General features: G+C 47.3%; 22 protein-coding genes. 17 read left to right on the top strand and 5 right to left on the bottom strand.

The features are described from left to right. Nucleotides 1-130 precede the first annotated feature (130 nt). Together AAKU64_RS06320 and AAKU64_RS06315 are read right to left on the bottom strand one after the other, a co-directional pair. Nucleotides 131-1,105 (bottom strand): sulfate ABC transporter substrate-binding protein, encoded by a 975-nt coding sequence (locus tag AAKU64_RS06320; RefSeq protein WP_354361883.1) that lies wholly within the window; start codon nt 1,103-1,105, stop codon nt 131-133. A gap of 300 nt (nt 1,106-1,405) precedes the next feature. Then, nucleotides 1,406-1,591, bottom strand: a complete 186-nt coding sequence (locus tag AAKU64_RS06315; RefSeq protein ID WP_354361864.1) for a hypothetical protein — start codon at nt 1,589-1,591, stop codon at nt 1,406-1,408. Between the two features lie 87 nt (nt 1,592-1,678). Here AAKU64_RS06315 and AAKU64_RS06310 point away from each other — a divergent pair, with 87 nt between their 5' ends. From AAKU64_RS06310 to AAKU64_RS06280, 7 genes are all read left to right on the top strand, one after another. Further along, on the top strand, nt 1,679-2,719 hold the full coding sequence (locus AAKU64_RS06310) for a sulfate ABC transporter substrate-binding protein (RefSeq protein WP_354361863.1): 1,041 nt from the start codon (nt 1,679-1,681) through the stop codon (nt 2,717-2,719). A gap of 114 nt (nt 2,720-2,833) precedes the next feature. Then, nucleotides 2,834-3,502, top strand: a complete 669-nt coding sequence (ssuE, locus tag AAKU64_RS06305) for an NADPH-dependent FMN reductase (protein ID WP_354361862.1) — start codon at nt 2,834-2,836, stop codon at nt 3,500-3,502. A gap of 131 nt (nt 3,503-3,633) precedes the next feature. Further along, nucleotides 3,634-4,674 carry a sulfonate ABC transporter substrate-binding protein gene (locus tag AAKU64_RS06300; RefSeq protein WP_503012692.1) on the top strand — a complete coding sequence of 347 codons (1,041 nt, stop codon included), beginning with the start codon at nt 3,634-3,636 and terminating at the stop codon, nt 4,672-4,674. Nucleotides 4,675-4,768: 94 nt separating this feature from the next. Then, nucleotides 4,769-5,929, top strand: a complete 1,161-nt coding sequence (gene ssuD, locus AAKU64_RS06295) for an FMNH2-dependent alkanesulfonate monooxygenase (protein ID WP_354361861.1) — start codon at nt 4,769-4,771, stop codon at nt 5,927-5,929. 152 nt (nt 5,930-6,081) lie between these two features. After that, on the top strand, nt 6,082-6,864 hold the full coding sequence (gene ssuC / locus AAKU64_RS06290; protein ID WP_354361881.1) for an aliphatic sulfonate ABC transporter permease SsuC: 783 nt from the start codon (nt 6,082-6,084) through the stop codon (nt 6,862-6,864). After that, on the top strand, nt 6,864-7,907 hold the full coding sequence (locus AAKU64_RS06285; protein ID WP_354361860.1) for an ATP-binding cassette domain-containing protein: 1,044 nt from the start codon (nt 6,864-6,866) through the stop codon (nt 7,905-7,907). Before ssuC ends, AAKU64_RS06285 begins: the two co-directional genes overlap by 1 nt. A 107-nt stretch (nt 7,908-8,014) precedes the next feature. Further along, the gene (locus tag AAKU64_RS06280) at nt 8,015-8,230 is read left to right on the top strand and encodes a TOBE domain-containing protein (RefSeq protein ID WP_322120047.1); all 216 of its coding nucleotides are present in this window, start codon (nt 8,015-8,017) and stop codon (nt 8,228-8,230) included. 88 nt (nt 8,231-8,318) lie between these two features. Here AAKU64_RS06280 and AAKU64_RS06275 read toward each other — a convergent pair whose 3' ends face one another. Then, on the bottom strand, nt 8,319-10,529 hold the full coding sequence (locus tag AAKU64_RS06275) for a prolyl oligopeptidase family serine peptidase (protein WP_354361858.1): 2,211 nt from the start codon (nt 10,527-10,529) through the stop codon (nt 8,319-8,321). Nucleotides 10,530-11,256: 727 nt separating this feature from the next. Between AAKU64_RS06275 and AAKU64_RS06270 the strand changes: the two genes are divergently transcribed. The 9 genes from AAKU64_RS06270 to AAKU64_RS06230 all read left to right on the top strand — a co-directional run bounded on the left by AAKU64_RS06270 (nt 11,257) and on the right by AAKU64_RS06230 (nt 18,557). Continuing rightward, nucleotides 11,257-11,919, top strand: coding sequence for a response regulator (locus AAKU64_RS06270; RefSeq protein ID WP_354361857.1), 663 nt, complete (start codon nt 11,257-11,259; stop codon nt 11,917-11,919). Then, a complete protein-coding gene (locus AAKU64_RS06265; protein ID WP_354361855.1) occupies nt 11,916-12,323 on the top strand; it encodes a hypothetical protein in 408 nt (135 codons plus the stop codon). The genes AAKU64_RS06270 and AAKU64_RS06265 overlap by 4 nt, the downstream gene beginning before the upstream one ends. Nucleotides 12,324-12,398: 75 nt before the next feature. Continuing rightward, nucleotides 12,399-13,325, top strand: a complete 927-nt coding sequence (locus tag AAKU64_RS06260) for an ATP-binding protein (protein WP_354361853.1) — start codon at nt 12,399-12,401, stop codon at nt 13,323-13,325. Between the two features lie 202 nt (nt 13,326-13,527). Continuing rightward, nucleotides 13,528-14,058 carry a peptidoglycan-associated lipoprotein Pal gene (gene pal / locus AAKU64_RS06255; RefSeq protein ID WP_354328770.1) on the top strand — a complete coding sequence of 177 codons (531 nt, stop codon included), beginning with the start codon at nt 13,528-13,530 and terminating at the stop codon, nt 14,056-14,058. A gap of 161 nt (nt 14,059-14,219) precedes the next feature. Then, a complete protein-coding gene (locus AAKU64_RS06250) occupies nt 14,220-15,125 on the top strand; it encodes a serine hydrolase (protein WP_354328769.1) in 906 nt (301 codons plus the stop codon). Nucleotides 15,126-15,582: 457 nt separating this feature from the next. Further along, the gene (locus tag AAKU64_RS06245) at nt 15,583-17,214 is read left to right on the top strand and encodes a methyl-accepting chemotaxis protein (RefSeq protein WP_354328768.1); all 1,632 of its coding nucleotides are present in this window, start codon (nt 15,583-15,585) and stop codon (nt 17,212-17,214) included. Nucleotides 17,215-17,420: 206 nt separating this feature from the next. Continuing rightward, nucleotides 17,421-17,909: an MgtC/SapB family protein gene (locus AAKU64_RS06240; RefSeq protein ID WP_354328767.1), complete on the top strand. Its 489-nt coding sequence runs from the start codon at nt 17,421-17,423 to the stop codon at nt 17,907-17,909. 193 nt (nt 17,910-18,102) lie between these two features. Further along, the gene (locus AAKU64_RS06235) at nt 18,103-18,258 is read left to right on the top strand and encodes a hypothetical protein (RefSeq protein WP_354328766.1); all 156 of its coding nucleotides are present in this window, start codon (nt 18,103-18,105) and stop codon (nt 18,256-18,258) included. A gap of 107 nt (nt 18,259-18,365) precedes the next feature. Then, entirely contained in the window at nt 18,366-18,557 is a 192-nt protein-coding gene (locus AAKU64_RS06230; protein WP_354328765.1) for a DUF4177 domain-containing protein, read from the top strand. Between the two features lie 175 nt (nt 18,558-18,732). On the opposite strand, the gene AAKU64_RS06225 is transcribed toward AAKU64_RS06230, so the two are convergent. Together AAKU64_RS06225 and AAKU64_RS06220 are read right to left on the bottom strand one after the other, a co-directional pair. Beyond that, complete coding sequence (locus AAKU64_RS06225) at nt 18,733-19,944, bottom strand: DUF2252 domain-containing protein (protein ID WP_354328764.1); 1,212 nt, start codon at nt 19,942-19,944, stop codon at nt 18,733-18,735. Between the two features lie 166 nt (nt 19,945-20,110). Beyond that, nucleotides 20,111-21,388, bottom strand: a complete 1,278-nt coding sequence (locus AAKU64_RS06220; protein WP_354328763.1) for an MFS transporter — start codon at nt 21,386-21,388, stop codon at nt 20,111-20,113. A gap of 514 nt (nt 21,389-21,902) precedes the next feature. On the opposite strand from AAKU64_RS06220, the gene AAKU64_RS06215 reads away from it, so the two are divergent. Continuing rightward, nucleotides 21,903-23,231, top strand: coding sequence for a cytochrome c (locus AAKU64_RS06215; protein ID WP_354361851.1), 1,329 nt, complete (start codon nt 21,903-21,905; stop codon nt 23,229-23,231). Nucleotides 23,232-23,300: the final 69 nt, after the last annotated feature.

Below are 23,300 nucleotides of genomic sequence, written 5' to 3'. Positions count from 1 at the left end.
GGACTTTGTCACAGCAAGATGCGTGGTCTGCTGTGACAAGCTCTAAATGAATGGTTGCGGTCTCTTCTCGATACCAAAATGCGACAATTTGACGTAAGTCCGATTGGTATTCTTTCCGGAGATGAGCTGTTTACCGATGCGATTGAAAAATCTTGTCGAATTCGCCACCATCATCAAAATGCTTTTTCTGCGCATTTTTCCAGCCACCGAAAACTTCATCTACGGTAAACAAGGTAATTGGTTTAAACGACGTCGCATATTTTTTTGCAGCGATCGCCGAGCGAGGGCGCAAGAAATGCTTGGCGATAATATCTTGACCTGCTTCCGAGTATAAGAATTGCAGGTAAGCCGTTGCTTGCTTACGGATATTTTTCTTGTCCACGACTTTATCAACAACCGCAACGGGCGATTCCGCCAGAATAGATGAGCTTGGATAGACCACTTCAAAATTATCGCCAAACTCATTGCGTACTAGCTGTACTTCATTCTCAAATGTCACCAGCACATCGCCGATTTCACGTTGGGTGAACGTAGTAGTGGCGCCGCGTCCGCCACCATCAAGTACCGGTACGTTTTTAAAGAGTTTGGAAACAAAATCACGCGCCTGCGCCTCAGTACCGCCTTTTTTAATCACAGAACCCCATGCCGCCAGATAGGAATAACTACCATTGCCTGAGGTCTTAGGATTAGGAATAATGACTTTCAAACCTGGTTTGATCAAATCATCCCAGCCAGCAATTTTTTTAGGATTACCTTTGCGTACCAGATATACCATGGTGGAATAAAACGGCGCTGCGTTATTCGGAAAACGTTTTGCCCAATCAGCGGCAACTACACCTTGGTCGGCCAGGAAATCAATGTCATTAGCCTGATTCATGGTAACGACAGACGCCTCCAGACCATCGGCTACCGAACGCGCCTGTTTGCTGGAGCCGCCGTGTGATTGGTTGACGGTAATGGTTTCGCCTGTAGTTTTTTTCCACTCAGCGATAAAAGCTGGGTTGATCTCTTTAAACAACTCGCGTGTAACGTCATAAGACACGTTAAGCAATACAGTATCGGCGTGAGCAGCAGGTGCCGCCATGAAGATCGATCCCAATAACATTGCATTTGCCAGCAAAGGACGCACTGTGCGCTTCAGCACTGTTGAGTGAAATAGTGCAAAAGGGAGTTTGTTAGCTTGATGAATGGACATACATTTTCCTTCGTAAAAAAACTGAACTCATGAGAAAGACGATTTATTCTTAGGTATTCAATGAATATACTCCCATTAAGTATATTTAAGTTGTCCTTATAAAGTCTAGATAATAGGCATTATTTTGTTAATTTATAGGGGAGTATATTAAATTTTTTAATTTTCAGTACTTAATCGAGGTGGCTGACTTTCCTAGGCTTGTCCTAAGTCTCACTTCGCTGGCTTCCAGTTCCATACCTTATCACTGACCTTGATAGTTTTGGGAATCAGCTTTAATTGCGTGAAGATATCTGCCACGCGTTGCTGGTTGGCGATGACTTCTGGCGTGATCTTTTCATGCCAGATAAGTAATTGACCCAAGAACAAATCGACTTTTTCCATATGCGTAAAAGTCATATTAAAACGCGAAACTATTCGTTCTCCTTTCATTCTGTCCGATTTACTCTTCACTTCTCGAAAAATAATTTAGTTCAAGGACTGTAGATGAAACTGCCGCGCATCAATTCTCTTAAAAAGCTTGTTTTAGTAAGTTCATTGTCAATCGTTGCTGCTGCTGGAGCTCTTTCTGGTGTTGCACATGCTGCTGATGTTACTTTGCTCAATGTCTCTTACGATCCTACCCGTGAGCTGTATCAGGATGTGAATCAGGCATTTGCCAAGCAATGGAAAGCCAAGACTGGCGACAACGTCAGTATCAAACAATCGCATGGCGGTTCTGGCAAACAAGCTCGTGCGGTCATTGATGGTCTGGATGCTGATGTGGTGACACTGGCACTGGCCTATGACACCGATGCGATTGCAGCCACAGGTTTGCTGGACAAAGCATGGCAAAAACGCCTGCAACACAATAGCTCGCCATACACCTCGACGATTGTTTTTCTGGTACGCAAAGGTAACCCAAAGGGAATTAAAGACTGGGCCGATATTATTAAGCCGGGCGTCTCGGTCATCACACCTAATCCTAAAACTTCTGGTGGTGCACGCTGGAGCTATTTGGCCGCATGGGGTTATGCTCTGAAGCAGCCGGGCGGTAGCGAAGTCACAGCAAAAGAGTATGTATCTAAAGTCTTTAAGAATGTTCCTGTCTTAGATTCTGGTGCGCGCGGATCAACCGTCACATTTGCAGAACGCGGTATTGGTGATGTGCTACTGGCTTGGGAAAACGAAGCTTATCTGGCGCTTAAAGAATTTGGCGCAGATAAGTTTGAAATCATTACGCCGTCAATCAGTGTCCTGGCAGAACCACCAGTTGCCGTGGTCGATAAAGTTGTCGACAAACGGGGCACGCGTAAAGTTGCTGAAGCGTATCTGAGCTATTTGTACACGGAAGAAGCACAAGAAATTATTGCTAAAAACTACTACCGTCCAACATCAGAAAAAGCAGCACAAAGATATGCCAGCAATTTTGCCAAGATCAAGTTGTTCAATATTGATGACACTTTTGGTGGATGGACTAAAGCACAAAAAACACACTTTGCTGATGGCGGTATATTCGACCAGATCTATCAACCGAGTAAAAAGTAATTACGTTGAATTGACGCAAAATGATAGCCAACGTAGCGATAGATTTTTATCCGGTTCGATCATTTTTCGTCTGTTCCAAATTCACATCAGCAGACTGAAAAAGAGCATTTCATCATGACCATTTTATTACTCTCAGGCAGCCCATCTACACCTTCACGTTCCAGTCGCCTATTGCATTTTGTCGGCGATAAGTTGAGTGAGCTTGGTCATCATGTGATTCATATTTCATTGCGTGATTTACCTGCGCAGGCTTTGCTGCATGCAGATTTTAAAAATTCTGAACTGGCAGCGATTCGTCAGCAGATTGCAGAGGCAGATGCCGTCGTCGTGGCAACGCCAGTTTATAAAGCCGCCTACAGCGGTTTACTGAAATTATTTTTAGATATGCTGCCACAAGACGGGTTAAAAGATAAGCTGGTCTTGCCCATCGCGACCGGTGGTTGCCAGTCACATATGCTGGCACTCGATTATGCCTTGCGTCCGGTACTGGCAGCCCTAGATGCCAAGCATATTCTGCCCAGCGTTTATGCCACAGATGCTCAGATTGTATGGTCCGAGCAAGACGGTTTAAGACTCGATCCTGCTATCGAAAAACGTCTGCATATTGGCATACATCAATTGAATGAGGGATTGGCATTAAGTGAATTCAATCGCCTGAAATCTGCCACGGCTTTGCCATTAGCGCCTGTCGCAACTACCGCAGTTGCAACTACCGAAGTTGTAACTCATACCGCTGATCTCAATCGCAGTCATGCAGCAGAAAAGGTGTCCTGTACGGCTTAGTTTTTGATGGCTAAGCATCGTTCTTAGCGCGCCACTTGATTCATGTTGTAGTTATTTAGATGTTACCTATGCCGCTATAGATACTGCGGCAGGGATCATTACATCTCAACCCAGACAAACTAGAAAATATCATGAGTAAAGATCAAAAAAATCAGCATCAGCAGTTGTCAGTAATCTCAGTATTATCCGGTGGGCAGCAGGTAAAACGTCGTTCCCTGACGGCGTTATCAGCAGCAATTGCTGGCGTCATGGTTGGCGGTTCATTCAGCGTATTTCCCTCATTGGCTTCGGCTCAGGCGAAAACGGTATTACGTATCGGTTATCAAAAATACGGCACGTTGACCTTGTTAAAAGGGACGGGCGCATTGGATACCCGTTTGGCGGCACAAGGTATCGACGTTAAATGGACTGAATTTCCGGCAGGACCGCAATTGCTGGAAGGTTTGAATGTCGGCAGTATTGATTTTGGTACCGTGGGCGAAGCGCCACCGATTTTTGCTCAGGCTGCGGGAGCTGATTTGCTGTATGTCGGTAACGAACCGCCAGCGCCAGGTAGCGAAGCCGTGATCGTACCGAAAAATTCTCCATTAAAAACCGCAGCCGATCTCAAGGGGAAAAAGATCGTATTGAACAAAGGTTCCAATGTGCATTATCTGCTGGTCAAAGTGCTGGAGAAAGCTGGTATTGCCTACAAAGATATTGAAGTGATTTACCTGGCACCAGCCGATGCCCGCGCTGCCTTTGAGCGTGGCAGCGTCGATGCCTGGGTGATATGGGACCCATTTTTAGCTGCGGCGCAAAAGCAATTGGATGCCCGTATTTTGGTCGATGGCAAAGGTATCGTCAGCAATCACCAATTTTATTTAGCCGCCCGTCCGTACGCGCAAAAGCATCCTGATATTTTACGTATCGTCCTAGAAGAAATTGCTAAAGTCGATGAGTGGGGCAGTAAAAATCTGAAAGAAGTCACTGCCGTACTGACGGCACAATTGGGTTTAGACGCTTCTATTGTTGATCTGGCGACCAAGCGTTTTAGTTTTGGCGTCAAGCCGATTTCAGAGCAAGTCATTAAAGAACAACAAAGTATTGCAGACGTCTTTTTTGATCTGAAGTTGATTCCTAAAAAGATCAGCATTAAAGATGTCGTCTGGTTGTCACCTGGCACGAAGTAATCCATATCAGCTCAATCAAGATTAACAATGTCGCACTCAGATTTTCATACTAAAAATTCGTTAATGAAGTCGTCAATATTTTCAAGGATTTATCATGAGCTTTAATGTATTTTGGTTTATTCCCACTCATGGCGATAGCCGTTATTTAGGTACGGCCAAAGGTGCACGCCAGATCAATTATGACTATCTGCGTCAGATTGCGGTTGCTGCCGATACGCAGGGTTATGACGGTGTTTTGTTACCGACAGGACGTTCTTGCGAAGACGCCTGGGTAGTCGCTTCCAGCTTAATTGGCGCGACAAAAAATCTTAAATTTTTAGTAGCGATCCGTCCCGGTCTGAGTTCCCCTGGCTTATCAGTCCGTATGGCATCCACCTTTGATCGTTTATCAAATGGACGCTTGCTGATCAACGTAGTAACTGGCGGTGATCAGGGCGAATTAGAGGCCGATGGCTTGTGGGCAGATCACTCTGAGCGTTATGAAATCACTGACGAGTTTTTGCGGGTCTGGCGCGGCTCTTTAGCGGGCGAGGGCGCAGACGGTGCTAGCGGCGGTTTTGATTTTGATGGAAAACATATTAAGGTCAAAGGTGCAAAAACCTTGTATCCGCCGGTGCAAAAACCTTATCCGCCGCTGTACTTCGGTGGCTCGTCTGAGGCCGCGCACGAGCTGGCAGCCGAGCAGGTCGATGTATATCTGACCTGGGGTGAACCACCGGCAGCCGTCGCCGAAAAAATCAGGGACATGCGTGCACGCGCCGCCAAATATGGCCGTACTTTGCGCTTTGGTATCCGCTTGCATGTGATTGTGCGCGAGACCAATGACGCCGCATGGAAAGCCGCAGAAGAATTGATCAGTCATGTAGATGATGCGGTAATTGCCCGCGCGCAGGCCGCTTTTGCCAAAATGGATTCGGTCGGTCAGCAGCGCATGACTGCCTTGCACGGCGGTAAGCGAGACAAGCTGGAAGTCTCCCCTAACTTGTGGGCAGGCGTGGGTCTGGTACGCGGTGGAGCCGGCACCGCATTGGTGGGCGACTCAGAAACGGTTGCAGCCCGCATGCAGGAATACGCCGATTTAGGGATTGATACCTTCATCCTGTCTGGGTATCCGCATTTGGAAGAATCTTACCGTTTTGCCGAGTTGGTATTCCCACTGATTGGTAAAGCGCCGACTGCGGAAATCAGTACGTTGACCGGGCCTTTTGGCGAGATTATTGCCAATAGTATTGAGCCCAAAGTCTCGCAAAGTTAGATAGATGTTAGAGAGAAACTATGGAGCCCTTCATCACCGAAGCGTCAGATCAGATCGTTTTTGCCAGTAGCAGGCAATCTCGGCTACCTCTGCAAGCACAGACCAATAATGCCTTGGCAGGCAGTGGATTGGGTTTGCAACTAAGTAAGTATATGAAAGCAGTTGCCGCTTCGTCCTTGGGTTCATTATTACCTTGGGCAGTGCCCGTGTTCTTGATCGGCCTCTGGCAATTTGCGGCGCAGGTTGGCTGGTTATCCAGCCGGATTTTGCCTGAGCCTTGGGCAGTTGCAAAAGCCTTTTGGACGCTGGCGATTTCTGGTGATTTGTGGCTGCATACCAAGACCAGTTTGTGGCGTGCAACTTCTGGATTTATCATCGGAGGTGGTCTGGGTTTATTGCTGGGTTTGCTGACAGGCAGCTTTAAAATTGCTGAGACTTTGCTGGATACGACTTTACAAATGATACGCAATATCCCAGCACTGGCCTTGATTCCGCTAGTGATTTTATGGTTTGGGATAGAAGAAAGCGCCAAGTTATTTTTAGTATCGATCGGCGTGTTCTTTCCGATTTATTTAAATACTTTTCACGGCATACGCTCGGTTGATAAAGGTTTGATCGAGATGGCGCAAAGCTACGGCCTGTCTGGCTGGCCGCTGTATCGTGATGTGATTCTGCCGGGTGCGCTGCCCTCCATTTTGGTTGGGGTACGGTTTTCACTCGGTCTGGTATGGGTCTTATTAATCGTGGCAGAAACTATTTCTGCGCAAGCTGGGATAGGTTATATGACCATGAATGCACGTGAATTTTTACAAACAGATGTGGTACTGGTCGGGATACTTTTATATGCCTTGCTGGGTAAGCTGGCAGATGTGTTGTCCCGCGCCTTAGAACATCATTGGTTGCGCTGGCATCCCGGTTATCAAAGGAAAACATGATGAATCGCTACGCATTAATTCCTGGCTATACCCCAGAAAATACGTCGCCAGAGCATGCGGGTTTGAGTAATACAGCTCCTACAAGCAAGAACTTGGTTACGAATAGTGTCCACAATATTAGCGCGTTGAAGAAGGAACTCAAGGAGGAACTGGATAGAGACTGGAGCAACGCTGCCGCTGCGCAATGGCCTGATGAAAAACTATTGTCAGATCCATCCGGCACACCGGAGCTGCAAGAAGCTCAAGCCAAAGGCGCGGCAATACAACTGCGCGGTATTAAAAAAGTGTATGGCGAAAGACAAGTATTAAAAGCGCTGAACCTAGATGTAAAAGCGGGAGAATTTGTCGCCGTGATTGGTCGCAGTGGTTGTGGCAAGAGCACTTTGTTGCGCCTGATTGCGGGTTTAGAAAAGACAGACGGCGGTGAGATCAGTTTTAATCAGGGGCAAAAAAAGCCAGAGACCCGCGTGATGTTTCAAGATTCCCGCCTGCTGCCGTGGAAAAATGTACTCAGCAACGTAGCGCTGGGTCTGGAAAAAAGCAAGGGTGCGCTAGCCGCAAAAAATGCGCTGGAAAAAGTCGCATTGTCGGAACGTGCGACAGAATGGCCATCCGTGTTGTCTGGCGGTCAGCGTCAGCGCGTTGCCTTAGCACGCGCCTTGGTACACGAGCCAGAGTTGTTGCTGTTGGACGAACCCTTAGGCGCGCTGGACGCATTAACCCGCATCGAGATGCAAAGTCTGATTGAAGAATTATGGTTGCAGCGTGGCTTTACCGCTTTGCTGGTCACGCATGATGTGCAAGAGGCGATCGCCTTGGCTGATCGGGTGATTTTGATTGAAGACGGTCAGATCACCTTGGATGAACGGGTGAGTTTTGCCAGGCCACGGGCACGCGGTAATCCAGCTTTTGCCGAATTAGAAGAGCGGATTTTAAAACGGGTTTTACGTCATCCTGCATCTGTATTAGATGGGGAGCCGGACAACACAGCAGGTGATGTTTCTTTACTGCGCACAGTCAGTCAGGTGACTTGGGCGATTTAGATACTGGTAGTAGGTATTTTAAATTGTCCAGGTATTATCTGGACAATCGGGTGATTTTTATAATTTAACGGGGGAGTATCCTCTTATTCATCTTCATAGGAGTTATGATGAGTATTCAGGCAATCAATGTACGTAATCAATTTCGCGGCAAAATCAAGGCGATTATCGAAGGGTCCGTGGTCTCAGAAGTCGATGTGGAAACCCCGGCAGGGATTGTGACTTCTGTCATCACCACCCGCTCAATCAAAGATTTGGGCCTGGTCATCGGCACGGAAGTGGTCGCGCTGGTGAAGGCGACCGAGGTATCCATCGCTAAGTTATAAGTTCTTTTTGCGTCAAACACAAAAGCCCAGGCGTCTGTCAACAGATGCGTGGGCTTTTGATTTTGGCTTACTATCATTGTTGGTGAGGTCAGCTTCTGGCGCCGGTAGTATTGCAATAATTCAAAACGAAACTAAAAATATCCGCATACTTTTCCATTGCATATTTACGGTTGGTGGCGAAGTGGCCAGAGTCGTAATCTACTCGCAGCAAGATCGGTGTGCTCGCTGCGTTGGCTTCTTGCAAGCGTGCTGCAAATTTACCGATTTGCCATGGCTCGACGCGTAAATCATTTGCGCCTGTGAGTAATAAGGTGGCTGGATATTTGACCCCATCGCGCACCGCATGATACGAATCCATCGCTAGTAGCGCGTGGAACTCGTCTTCTTTTTTTACGGTGCCAAACTCGGCATCATTGCCCGGACCATTGGAGGTCAGTTCAAACCGTAAGGTATTGAATGCGCCAACTTCTCCGATGGCAGCGCCAAAGAGATCAGGTCGTTCCGTCATTGCTCGTCCCACCATGATCCCACCAGCTGAGGTGCCCCACAGCGCGACCTGTTTTATCGAGGTCCATTTCTCTTTGATCAAAAATTCTGCGACATCAATCGCATCCCGCCAGGTATTAGGCTTGGTCGCTTTTTGTCCGGCACGATGCCAGTCATCACCAAGCTCGCCACCGCCGCGCACATGGGCATATACGACGAGCCCGCCAGCATCTAATAAAGACAGTATTGAACTGTTATAGCCAGGATCCAGAATAGAGCCGTAAGAACCATAGGCGATCAACAGCACAGGCCGGTGACTATCGCGTTGCGTATCTTTGCGCGACAAAATCTCTACCGGTACTTTTGTGCCATCTCTGACGCTGACCGAGGTGCGGGTGGTGAGAAAATTCTTGGTGCTGTAGGGCGGCGCTTTGACCAGTTCTACAATGGTAGATGTGAGCATCTTTCCATCCAGATGATAGGACGTTGCTGGCGTTGTCAAATCATCGATCAGATACCAGAGACCGGTATGGTCAGGATTAGTCGCCAGACTCCATACCGAACCTTGCATCGGCATGTTGATTTTATCGAGTTTGCCCTTGGCGGAGAGTCGCATCAATCCACTGACACCATGTTCAAAGGTGCGGACATAGACGCCATCTTTTGCAGTGACAAATTCGTTGATGACGAAGCTGCCTTGGCTGATCACTTTGGTACTAGCGTCGATCTTGCCGTTTTGGGCGGAGAGTTTATACATCTCACCGCGATCAGCCCGTCCGTTGGCGAGAACATAGATATCGTCGCCAACAAGTTTGGCTTGTAGTACGCCATCTTTGCGGTTGGCGACTTTGCGCCATGCTGGTGACCCCTTCAACAAATCATCGTAGCGGCACACGTAGAGCGAGGCGATTTCATTGCCGTTACAAACATGGCTAGCCAGAACCCATTTGCTATGTGGTGCACTTGCCAGATGCGGCTGGTCATCTTCAATTTCTTCAAAATCTGGCCCTTCGCCGCTACGGAATAATTCAACATCCTTGCCTGCTTGTTTGCCTGCTTGATCGATACGATGCAGCCAGCAACTGCCGCCTTTGCCAAATTCTAGCGTACCGGGAACTGCATCAGCTCTCAGACGGTAATAGAAAAATCCCTTGCTATCGGCAGTCCAGCCAGTCCCGCGTGAAAAGATGCGGCTCACTTCTGTGGTGTCGCCCGTACTGACGTTGAGTATATAGCTGGTGGTTATTTCTGAGCCACCCTCAGAGACGCCATACGCCACATAATCGCCGCTTGGCGAGGGCATCGCATAATCCATAGTACGCGTGGGTTTTCCGGCTTCTACACCGACGGAGGGATCAAAGAGCAAACGCTCTTTGCCTCCGCCATCTCTGACAAACAGCGCGATTACTTGCGATCCTATAACCCGCTTCGAGACAAATAATTTATCGCCGGCGGATTGTATAAAGCCCAGCGTGTCCACTGCTTTGGTATAGGTCTCTAGCGACTTCATGAATGAGGCTTTGGCTGGCAAGGCTTCTAATGCGACTCGGGTGTAATTATTTTGCTCTTTAAGCCAGGTAGTCCATTCAGTGCTTGCAGGTTTTTGTTCCATCCAGCGGTAGGGATCAACAATTTGCATGCCCCAATAGGTATCGGTGACCGGTTCTTTTTTTGCAATCGGTGCCATCGCCAGCATGGCTTTGCCCGCACTGCTATCGGCAGCGAATGTTTTGCCCGAGACAAATAACAGACTGACCGCGGCGCTCAGCAGCGTGCGTCGTTTAAAGGAGGGGGAGTTTTCCACTGTGTTCATGCGTTTTCCTCAAAAAATTGAAAAGAACAATTGAAAAAATGAGTCTGCTTAGGTGTGTTGAAACCAAAACGGGAGGACACAAACCACAACACATGGAACCAGAATTGCCACCCTTAAATCCCAGCGATGCTTCACTGAGTCATTTAATTTGTTAAATATGTTGCAACTAAAAGAGTTTATCAAGCGTCTTTTAATGTATTGATTCATCGAACAAAATGATGTTCTTCGGAGCAAGCTTTGAATGCTCTCGCGTAAATGAAGTTGATGCTGGCAGGGAAGAATTGAGGAACAAAGATGCATGCAAATTAACGCGTTGCCAGATTCTATTAATTAATACTGCATAGGAGTATTTTAAATTATCCATATATTAATTGGACAATGAGCATTTTTTTATGAAAATTAGGGGGAGTATACGAAATAGTGCTCCCTTTGATCGAATCCGTGATGGCGATGAGACTGTTCGCCGGATGGCGTTCGGCTTAGCTTGCCGTTCTTGCCAATTGTCTTGGATGTTGTTGTTTTTTTGTAATTGGTTGGCATGCTCATCGTTGTTCGCCAAACGATGAGTCGCAAGCTAGCAACGGGATGGGGTAATCGAAAGACGCAGTTCGACAATGGCATGAAAAAAAATGACGATGCATCGTTCGTCTTTGCGATTCGCTTACAATCCGCACATTGCTAGCAATCTGACTAGCTGCCTAATCTGCCGCAAACATTTTAAGAAAATATGAAAGTTCTGTTAGTCGAAGACGATCCTATGATTGGCGAAAATATCCAGATCGCGATGGAAGGTGAGGCGATTTTGGTGGATTGGCTGACCGATGGTGCCGCCGCAGAAAACGCCTTACATCAGCACGCCTACGATGCCTTGCTACTCGATCTGAGTTTGCCCTCACGTGATGGCATGGACATTTTGCGTCAACTGCGTTCCCGCGGAGATGCGATCCCCGTGCTGGTGATGACAGCACGAGATACCGTCCCGCAGCGTGTGTTAGGTTTGCATAACGGTGCCGATGATTATCTGGTCAAGCCGTTTGATCTGGATGAGCTGATCGCACGCTTACATGCGCTGGTGCGCCGTGCCCGCGGACGGGTTGAACCTCTTTACCAACATGGCGATGTGCTGATCAATGCGATTACCAAAGAGGTTAGCAATAGCCAGGGACAAGTGATTTTGTCTTCGCGGGAGTGGGCTATTCTTGATGCGCTGATCACCAGACCCGGTGCGATTTTATCCCGTGGTCAGTTGGAAGAACGTTTGTTTGGCTGGTCGGGCGAGGTAGAAAGTAACGCGGTGGAAGTGTATATCCATGGTCTGCGTAAAAAGCTCGGTCAAAAATTTATCGTCAACGTGCGTGGTGTCGGCTATATGCTGGAGAAAAGCCAATGACGCCGATCAACACCGTCAAAGTGACGCGTTTGTCGTCCGTATTCCGCTCGTTTCAGTCATTTAGTACTTTTCGATCATTAAGGGTACGTCTGATTTTGTTATTTGGCGTTGCGATTTTTTTGGCTGCCGCGCTACAATTTGCGACGTCATTTCAGGCGGCGATGCGGCAGGCGAACAAACTATTTGATTACCACATGCAGCAAATGGCGCTGGCCTTGCAAGACAGAGATTTTGATGAGGCGCAGTGGCATACGATGCCCGGGATCGAAAGTAATAGTTTTGATTTTGTCGTACAAGTCTGGTCCGATAAAGGCGTGCGTGTCTATCAATCGCACACCTATCGTTTTTTGCCAAAGCAAGCGCCGCTGGGCTATTCCACCGTCACACTGGAAAATGGTGAGTAGCGGATTTATGCGGCACGAGCAGATAATCATGTCGTCCAAATTGCCCAAAAAATTGATGCACGCCGCAACCGCGCTTTGTCCTTGGTCACCAGCTCGCTGTGGCCGATTATTCCGGTATCGCTGTTATTGTTTGTCGCGGCTTGGTGGTTGGTGACCGCGGCACTCGCGCCGCTGAACCGGATCGGATTAGAGTTGGCTAACCGAAATGCCGATTCGATAGAGCCGGTATCCGATACCGGGGTGCCAGAAGAAGTATCTCTGCTAGTAACCGAACTAAATTCTTTGCTGGCGCGCATGCTACAGGCATTGCAATCGCAGCAGCGATTTGTGGCAGATGCCGCGCATGAATTGCGTTCGCCTATCACGGCGCTGCGCTTGCAAGTACAAACTCTGTCACGTTCAAAAGACGATATTGCGATTTCGCAAGCAGTGGGGCGCTTACTGGGCGGCGTCGATCGCGCCTCCCGATTGGTGGAGCAATTGCTGGCGCTAGCAAGGCAAGATCCGTCTTCTCAGAATGGCGAGTTGAGCAGGATTGCATTGACTTCTTGCGTTGAGCAGGCGATCTCAGACCTCGGCCCATTCGCGTTGTCTCGCCATATCCAATTGCATAGCAACACGCTAGTGGATTCTGGATCAAACTCAGAACCGGATATTGATATTTGGGGCAATGCCGATAGCCTGCGCATTATGATTTGTAATCTACTGGATAATGCTATCCGCTATATTCCTGAATCTGGACAAGTACAACTTGATATCCTAGCCACGGCGAATAAAGTCACACTGACTATCCAGGACTCTGGCAGCGGTATCCGACCGGAAGAACGTACTAGAATCTTTGATCGATTTTATCGTGTGCCTGGTACCTCACCCAGCGGTAGCGGATTAGGATTAGCGATTGCTAAAACGATTGTAGACCGACATAAAGCGACGATCAGCTTGGCAGATTCTAAGCTTGGTGGTTTGTCTGTGCAGATCGACTTTCCCGCATTGCCTGACTGAGATTGCTCGTCGTATCATCAATCTTTTTTTAAAAAATCGCCTGCATTTAAGTTTCGCCTAAGTCTTTTATTGGATCATTGGCGGTCTTTAAAGATGATACCGGTTGTTCAACAGCGCAAAAGATCAGCGCTTGAGCAAGGTATTCAAACTTTAAATTCATCCAAACACTACTAATTCAAACTGACTTTCAGAGGAAATTTACATGCGCGCTATTGCCACCTTCACCACTATCGTCTCTGGTGCTGTTCTTTTAGCAGCGTGCAGCTCACCAGTCAAAGTCGCTGACAAACCTGCAGAACCCGTTGCCGCAACACCAAAACCAACCGCTCCAGACACGCGCACCGTAGCAACGGTCGTCGCACCGACAGTCGATCCTTTAAACGATCCAAACAATATTTTGTCGAAACGCAGCGTCTATTTTGATTTTGATAAATACACAGTCAAGCCAGAATTTAGCGGCGTGGTTGATGCACACTCCAAGTATGTTGCGAGCAGTAAAACCCGGAAAATTCTGATCCAGGGAAATACCGATGAGCGCGGCGGCAGCGAATACAACCTCGCATTGGGACAAAAACGTGCAGAGGCAGTTCGCAAAGCGATGGCGTTGCTGGGAACGCCAGAAGCCCAAATGGAAGCAGTATCCTACGGTAAAGAAAAGCCTAAAGCGACTGGCAATGATGAGGCATCCTGGGCAGAAAATCGCCGTGCTGATATTGTCTACACTGCAAAATAAGTCGTGAGTAGTTGGTGATTTGTAACACTACGTTCGACAGTTGAATTTACAACTCTTTCTGCATTAAACTAACCGGAAAATCTCACAAAGGTTTTCCGGTTAGGCTCTGACCAGAGCTTTAGTAATTTTCAGATGTAATTCTTCAGATGACAATCTCCTAAATGAATAATTTGATTTCGCTGCGCGTCATTTCCTCACTCGTATTTCTCTTCTCCGTACAGTTCACCAGCTTAGCTAGCTTTGCAAACGCTGCGAACTCCCATAGCAAAGACGCCAGCACACTGCCATTTGGCTCGCAACATGCGATCGTGGTGGAGGATGGCACTGGCCGGATTTTGCTAGAAAAAAATTCCAAAGATATCGTCCCGATTGCCTCTTTAACCAAGCTAATGACGGCAATGGTCGTGCTGGATAGTAAGCCCAATATGGATGAGAAAATCTCCATAGAACTTGCCGATGTCGATATGCTTAAACACAGTTCTTCTCATGTACCCGTCGGTGCCAAGCTTGCCAGAAGCGATGTCTTGCAACTGGCGCTGATGTCGTCCGACAATCGTGCCGCCGCATCGCTTGCCCGCACTTATCCTGGCGGCACTACTGCGTTTGCCGCGGCGGTCAAAGCAAAAATTAAAGTCTTAGGCATGACCAACACGGTGATTAATGAGCCTACAGGACTCTCGCCGGGCAATACCTCTACTGCCGCAGATTTGATCAAAATGGCAGTAGCCGCTTCCCGTTACCCAGAGATTGCCGATATCACGACAGACCAATCTGATTTGATCAAAATCAACGGACGTAACGTCAATTTCCACAATACCAATCGTCTGGTTGGCAGCAAAGGCTGGGATATTCTCTTGTCTAAAACCGGCTTTACTAATGAGGCAGGCAATTGCCTGATCATGCGATTTAAGCTTGCCGGTAAAAAGGCGACCTTAGTGTTGCTGAACGCCAGAGCCAGTTCTTCCCGCTTTTTAGACGCCTTAAATATCCGCCGGTTTTTAGCAAAACATCCTGATGCACAGCCTGTCGTTATGTCTGCCGAGGCAATTGTCCCGCCGCTCCGATAGTACCTTTGGTGCGCCGTTGGCGCACCTGATAGAAAATATCGGTTAAATATACTCCCCATTATTTTTCTTAAATATGCCTGACTGTCCAATGATTATATGGACAATCTAAATATACTCATGTCGAGTATATTGATGGCAAAGTCTGATTTCTCGTTGCAACCCCCTGTTTACCTATCTTCCTGAATGGCCGCCCCGTGCATTTATGCAAATCTGTAGCGGCTTACGTCCATGTACTTTCTGCAAAAGAGTGCTATTTTCCAAGAACAACTTTTGCTTAAATTTTCGGTTCTGAATTCAGTCACAATTGTATTTTCCGTGCGGCAACAATTGCACAAGCCAAACTGCTTGATAAATATATTCGGACTTCAAATATGATGCTTCGTGGCATGCTGTATGCTAGTTTGCATCAGTCCTGACTTAAGTAGTTCGATGTTCTTTCTTGCAAAGAGGAAATCAAATGAAGCTAGCTAATATTAAAATCGGAGTGAAGTTGGGTGCCTTGTCTGGCATTCTTCTTTTGGCGGTGGTGAGTATTGGTATCGGTGGTCAAAGCGCACTGAGCCTTAGCAGTACGACCAATATTGCGAACATGCACAGAGACAATGTGCTGACGCAAACCGTGAATACCGCCAGAAAAGCTCAGGTCGAATTTAAGAAGCAAGTGCAAGAATGGAAAAATCTGCTACTACGCGGCAATGATCCCGCCAACTTCACCAAATATTCCGAAGCTTTTGTAAAGCAAAGTGAAGTGACGCAAACTAATCTTCAGCAATTGAAGAAGCTATTCTCTCAACTCGATTTAGATACCAAGATGGTGGATGAGGCGCTGACTACGCACCAGGAACTTCAGGGGAAATACCTTGATGCACTTAAAAAATACGATCAGGCCGATCAAAATAGTGCGCATATCGTCGATACCTTGGTCAATGGTATGGACAGACCGCCAACCCAAAAAATTGATGGCATCGTAGATTTTATTTTGGCGAAGGCGGATAGCCTGGTCGCAGAATCAGAAAAAGATGCTCAGGCACGTTATCAGTTTTCTTCCCGCTTACTCTGGAGTGGTATTTTGCTCGCCTTGGTGTTGGGCGGCACGATTACCTATTGGCTAATACGTGGCATCACCAGACCACTGCTCCAGGCAGTCAATATGGCGCAAACCGCAGCATCGGGTGATCTCACTTCAAAAATCACCGTCAACGGTACGGACGAAATTGGTCTATTAATGAAGTCCCTCAAAGAAATGAACCAGAGTCTGTCGAATATCGTCAACGAGGTACGCGGTGGTACTGATGCCATTCATGAGGCATCCTCAGAAATCGCTACCGGTAATCTGGATTTATCTGCACGAACAGAGGCACAGGCCGGATCGGTAGAAGAGACAGCATCTTCTATGGAGGAGCTCACTTACAATGTCCGGCAAAATGCCGGCAATGCGAGTGAAGCTAGTCGCATGGCAATTGTCGCGTCTGAAGTCGCCTCCAAAGGTGGATCAGTAGTCAGCCAGGTGATCGAGATGATGGCGTCGATTAACGAATCTTCCAAAAAGATTGTGGATATTATCGGCGTCATTGATGGCATCGCTTTTCAAACCAATATCCTCGCTTTAAATGCCGCAGTAGAGGCTGCCAGAGCTGGTGAGCAAGGACGCGGCTTTGCGGTGGTCGCATCCGAGGTACGCAATCTGGCGCAGCGTTCTGCCAGTGCTGCCAAAGAAATTAAAACCTTGATTAACGATTCTGTCAGCAAGGTAGAGGCGGGCGCTGTGCTGGTAAATCAGGCGGGTAATACGATGGTAGAAGTAGTCGAGAGCGTTAAACGCGTCAGCGATGTTTTGATCACAATCAACTCGACCAATCATGAGCAAAATACCGAGATCGAGCAAATCAGTCAGGCGATTAGTCAGATGGATAATGTCACCCAACAGAATGCAGCTCTAGTCGAACAAGCAGCGGCAGCGACCGAATCCTTGCAAGAGCAGGCGCAGCATTTAACTGCAGTGGTCAGTGTGTTTGTGACACATAAAAATACGAATCAGGCACCGGCAGCAAAGCGTATTGGGTCAAATCTAAAATTGATTCCAAGCTGATAAAAGATGGTTGTCTGGCGATTTATGTTTAGTTTTGTCAGTCATAAAGTAGTTCAAAAAAACAGGATTGTCTTTATTTTAGAATGCTTCGAAGCGCATCAGTCTGATGCGCCTGATTTTTATCTACCGACAGCGGCAGTATGTCTCACAACCCCGCTGCATCCTGTTAAGCTTTACATCCCTTAACTCTAACAATAAAAATTTCTATGATTGATTATCGTGAAATCACATTTCGACTCTTATCTGCTGTGCTTGTCGGTTGCATCATCGGGCTAGATCGCAATTTACATGGCAAGCCAACCGGGATTAAAACACTAGGTCTGGTGGCGCTAGGTGCATCGCTATTAACCATGGCGAGTATGGATTTTTCGCTCTCGCAAGGAAAATACGATCCATCCGCGGTGAGCCGCGTGATTCAGGGTGTAATTACTGGTGTCGGTTTTTTGGGCGCTGGCGTGATCATTCATGAAGCAGGAAATGATAGAGTTCGCGGACTGACGACTGCTGCATCTATTTGGGTGACTGCCGCACTGGGAATTGTATGCGGCATGGGATCATGGCAAATTGCTGGTGTAGCGATGATTATTGTGTTGATGCTATTTTTGATCGGCCGCCCATTAGAAAGAATGTTGCATCAAAAATGGCTGGATAAAAGTGTGGAAGAAAAAGCGGCAATCACGCGTCACGAAGAATAAATTTAAAATCAAATTCGCCAGCTCAATGATGAGTGCTTATTATTGAGTGGTAGCTTGAGCTAGACGCAAAGAGTGAATTTCCAAGATTCGTTCAATATATCGAGCGACAATAAAAACCGAGTAGCCAGTATCCTCGGCATCGAATTTAAGTTCAGTGAAGCTCTTCGAGAGTTCGTATCGTCTGATGACCTGCATGAGCCTGAACTCATCAAACAGTATCGTCAGAGCTGCAATTGCACACCCGGCAGGAAATGGTATCGAGCTCGCTTTGTCGTTTAATCCGTCGCTTCCGCCAGAGGCAGTAGGCAAGCAGCTTTTGAAACTTGTCGTATTTGCTGACCAGGCATAGGTTCACTTGGTTGGGCGTAGAAAGAAGTGACTATCTTTCGTTTACATGGAGAAGTAATATTTTTTACCTTAGTCAATTAAAACAGTAAGAAATTATCAAGGGGAATTATGACTACGTGGGAATACAAAATTGTTTCAATACATGCGAAACGTAGCTTTTGGACGGGGCAATTTGACTTGAAAGTGGTTGAGGATAAATTAAATTCCATGGGGCAGCAAGGCTGGGAATTGGTGAATATGGAGGGACTCAGTATGCGACATGCTATATCGCCCGTTTTGACGTTCAGGCGCGCGATATAGAGAGATGCCGATATAACCATTTGCGTGAGTGTTTCATTTGAGTAAAACTAGCAGTATTTGGCGCTTCCCGAGAGCTTCTTCCAGACCAATTTAGAGCTGAAGCCACAGCCTACCTGACGCAATCTGGCAGATGAAGTATATGCTACTGCGCTTATCTAGTACTTGCTTTTAATTATCAGCACTCAAAATCACCAGCATCATACGCTTTGCAATAAGTTTGCCAATCTTGATTGACTTGCGCAGCTGCTCCTTGCGCCAGAGTCAGCATTTGCTTACTCCATTTTTTCTGTTGTCCAAAGGCAATTAATTCATCTGCAATAGCAGAGCCTTGTCTGCCGGAACTACGCAAATGTGCCGATGCCACCAGCCCGCCCATGATCTTGATGACGTCTTGAATCTCCTGCATGGATGTTTTAGCTTTAGCTAGCGCGACCCGGTCTTCTGTCGGTAGCAAGGCACGTAGGATATAGGACTGCTTGCCGATATTTACTGGCTGTAGGAATGCCATAGAGACAGCTTGCATACGGCGCTGTAATGTAACGGTGCGCTCTGCGTCACTTTTCCACACTGGTTGTAATTTACTCAGTGCGCCTAAACAGGGAACCAATGAAGAAGGCAGTGCTTGTTTGAGGTCGAGTAAATAATTATTATCAGGACTTCCTTTACCTTGTACCAACAGAATATAGCGGTCTACGCCCAAGCTGCCAGTACCAGCAATGCGTTTGGCGACATCAATCACTTTAAAGAATTTTTTGTCCGTTTGTTTTTCTGCAAAAGCGGCCATCCATTCAAGAATCCGTTTACGCTGTTTGGGTGTTAGCGCTAGGGCGTGTACGCTATCAATAATCAGTTTCCGTTTTTTACCGACTAGGACACTGCGTTTGTTTAAAAAATCAGTACGTAGCCGATGTTTTACGCTATCTAGTAGCTGGTACACCATCCCACTAGTGTTATCGCGTTCCACCCAATAGCTCTTGCCATTAGCGAGCGCTATACGATAGGACTCGAGAAATATCTTACATAACGCAGTGGCATCGCTCGTCGCTACGCTGAGCGTAGGTGCTGCAATCAAAATGCTGGTAAGGGCACGAATTAAATCCCATGTGAGCGGTGCTAATGCAGCTTCGTCGAAGTCATTAATATCAAAATAAGCGAGCCGGTTATCACCTTTGTAGCTACCAAAATTTTCTAGATGCAGGTCGCCGCAACACCAGGTTAAAGGCGCTTGCTGTAATAATTTATGTTTAGGAAGCCGTGCATAGAATAGATGGCAGGTACCACGCAAAAAAACAAAAGGATCTTGGCGCATATTGTGATACTTCATTGTCAAGCGCTCGGAATCACGACCTGCGTTGAAGTTAAGAATGTTATCGACGATATTTTGCATAAGATTTTAATTATTTATAATGAATATTTTTGCAATCATATCGCATGACTTAATTCTCAAAATAGAAAACTTAATATTTGTTACGAAAAAAAGCCGCTCAGTGATGTGCTGAACGGCTTTTAAGGATATTGCATTTCGCCAGCCTTGCTGGCAGATGGTTGAAGCTTTATGCAGTCGCCGCACTCTTACGGCGGTATAGCACAAGTGTAGCAACTAAACCGCAAATGGCAGCAAATGTCATCCACAAACCTGGTGCCGCTTTGTCGCCAGTGACCTCAATCGCCCAAGTGGCGATGGCGGGTGTAAAGCCACCAAAAATGGCGGTCGCTAAACTATAAGCAAACGAGAAGCCAACGGTACGCACATCAACTGGCATCACTTCGGTTAAGGCCACGACCATTGCACCGTTATAACTGGCATATAAGAAGGAGAGCCACAACTCAACGATCAACATACGGTCAAAACTTGGTGCAGCTACCAGCCAATATATGGTTGGATAGGCAGTCAGGATAGTTAATGCAGTGAAGAAAACTAGTAGAGGACGACGACCAACCCGATCAGATAATGCGCCCATAATAGGCAGCCAGATGAAGTTGGAAATACCGACACAGAAAGTCACTACCAGGCTATCTTTGGTGGTTAATTTCAGGACAGTTTTACCAAAGGTCGGTGTGTAGACCGTGATCAGATAAAACGATACTGTCGTCATTGATACCAGCATCATACCTGCGACGATGATGCCCCAGTTTTTCTTCATGGATTGGAAAATCTGCGCTGTCGTCGGACGATGTTTACGAGCCAGAAATTCTGTCGTCTCTTGTAAAGAACGACGGATCAAAAAGATAAACGGTACGATCATGCAGCCAATCGCAAATGGAATACGCCATCCCCAATCAGCCACTTCCGTTGGTGACAGCCAATGGTTTAAACCATAGCCCAGCGCGGCTGCCAGGATAATTGCTACTTGCTGACTGGCGGATTGCCAACTGACATAAAAACCCTTATGTCCTGGCGTTGCCATCTCGGACAAATAGACCGATACGCCGCCCAGCTCTACACCAGCGGAAAAGCCTTGCAGCAAGCGACCGATCAAGACCAGGATCGGTGCGAGTATGCCGATGGTGGCGTAGCCCGGTACAAAGGCAATTAATACCGTACCCGACGCCATGATGGCGAGAGTAGTGATAAGACCTTTGCGACGACCAATTCTATCGACATAGGCGCCCAGAATGATCGCGCCTAGCGGACGCATTAAAAATCCTGCGCCAAATGTCATAAAGGTAAACATCAGCGAGCTGAAGTCATCTGCCGCCGGGAAGAAAGTCTTGGAAATATAGGTGGCGTAAAAGCCGAACAGGAAGAAATCAAACATCTCCAGAAAGTTGCCGCTAGTGACGCGGAAAACCATCCCGAGCTGCGATTGGCGTGGTGCTGCTGTCTCCATTTGCTGTCCCTTTAAGAGTAAAACTATTTTATTGTTGGCAAAGGATAAACCGGTATGCCAACTGTTATTTTAGCGATTGACTCTGCTACTGTATTAGCTATTAACTCAGCCAATAAGTGAGCTTTTATGTCAACGCTCTGCGAAGAATTACGCTTCGCATTCCCCTAGATCCTTGTCCAGAGTGATAAGCGGCAATTATAGCTGAGCGACTATTGCCCAGTGTGTCAGAAAGTAGTAAGTGAAAACCCGTAGCAATGGGGGCAACCATTATTACCGGGCACTTTTAAAAAACGATACCTTAGCGCAACGCGACTGGATTTTTAGAAGTTCCGATAAGTCCTAACTTAAGCCCTTTTGTGTTCGGTAGCAGACATACATGTAGCTACGCCACTCTTATCATCAGCTCTTCTGGCTATAGAGACATCGCATATTGCCTCTGCGCAGGTAATCAAGTTTTAGTGCAGATGTAATGTAAGTCCAGCGCAAATTCAACACAACATCAATGGAGTCCGCCTTGCTAAGACGAATTTTACTTTCTCTGGTAGCGACCATGATTGTCGCTGGTTTATGTGTTTATGGCGCATTCTGGCGGCCTTCTCTGGCAGCTACTCCGGTTCCCGCAGCCAACAGTTTTTCTCCGCAGTTAGTAGAAAAAGGTGCAGTGCTGGCAGGTCTAGGCAATTGTGCGTCTTGCCATACGGCCAAAGGCGGCAAAGCATTTGCGGGTGGTTACGGCCTGGCAACACCATTCGGCACAATTTATTCCAGTAACATCACGCCAGACCCGGCTACCGGGATTGGTAGCTGGTCGCAAGAGGCATTTAAGCGTGCTATGCATGAAGGCGTGCGTGCTGATGGCGCGCATTTGTTCCCCGCTTTCCCCTATACCCATTTCACCACGATCACGGATGAAGACGTGACTGCGCTGTATGCGTATTTGATGACCCGCCCGCCGGTTGTCGCTCCGGCCATTGCCAATACCGTGCCGTTCCCTCTCAGCTGGCGCCCGCTGCAAGCTGGCTGGAAGCTGTTGTATTTTAAAAAAGCCAGTTACGAAACTGAAGTCGGTAAAAGCGTTGATTGGAATCGTGGCCGCTACTTGTCTGAAGGCGTTGCTCATTGCGCCGCCTGCCATACGCCACGCAACAAGTTGGGTGCGGAGATAAAAAATTCACCCTACCTTGGTGCCAATATTGACGCATGGTTTGCACCTGCTTTAACTGCTGCCAATACCGCGCCTTTACCCTGGACTGAGGATGAGATTTATACCTACTTACGCAGCGGCATGACTGCTTTGCACGGCACTGCATCAGGTCCGATGGCAGGGGTTATTTATGACGGTCTGGCCAAAGCGCCGGACAGTGACATCCGCGCGATGGCGATTTATTTTGCGGACATGAATGGCAGTGCTCCCGATGCCAAACAGTCTAAATTGCTTAGTCTTGATACGATCAAATCGGAAGCTACGCTCGCAAAAATCATGTCAAAGTCGTCGCAAGTCGGTGGTCAATACAATGACCATGGAGCTAATTTATATCTTGCCGCCTGTGCCTCATGTCACTCCAACAGCAACGGCAAACCAGCCACTATCCGTCCAGAGCTTGGTCTGAATAGTGCATTGACCGCGGCGGAGCCGACCAATCTGATACAGGTAATTTTGCATGGCATCGCTAAGCGTGAGGCGCAGCCCAGTCTGGTCATGCCAGGTTTTGCCGCAACTATGAGCGATGACGATATCGCGCAAATTGCAAGCTATTTACGCCGTAGCCGCACCGAACTTGCGCCTTGGCCTGCGGTAGATGTGACGGTAGCAAAGCTACGTAAATCTTCAAAATCTGAATAAATGTTGCTTAGCGAGTTTTCTATCAACTTTAGTCACTAAATTTTTAATCATCTTTTACAACGAACCTAT

It is taken from the genome of Undibacterium sp. GrIS 1.8, assembly GCF_040544445.1.
In the GTDB taxonomy this organism is placed as follows: Bacteria; Pseudomonadota; Gammaproteobacteria; order Burkholderiales; family Burkholderiaceae_D; genus Undibacterium.
Note: the sequence above shows the minus strand (reverse complement) of the source record. Positions and strands in the feature narration are given on the sequence as shown.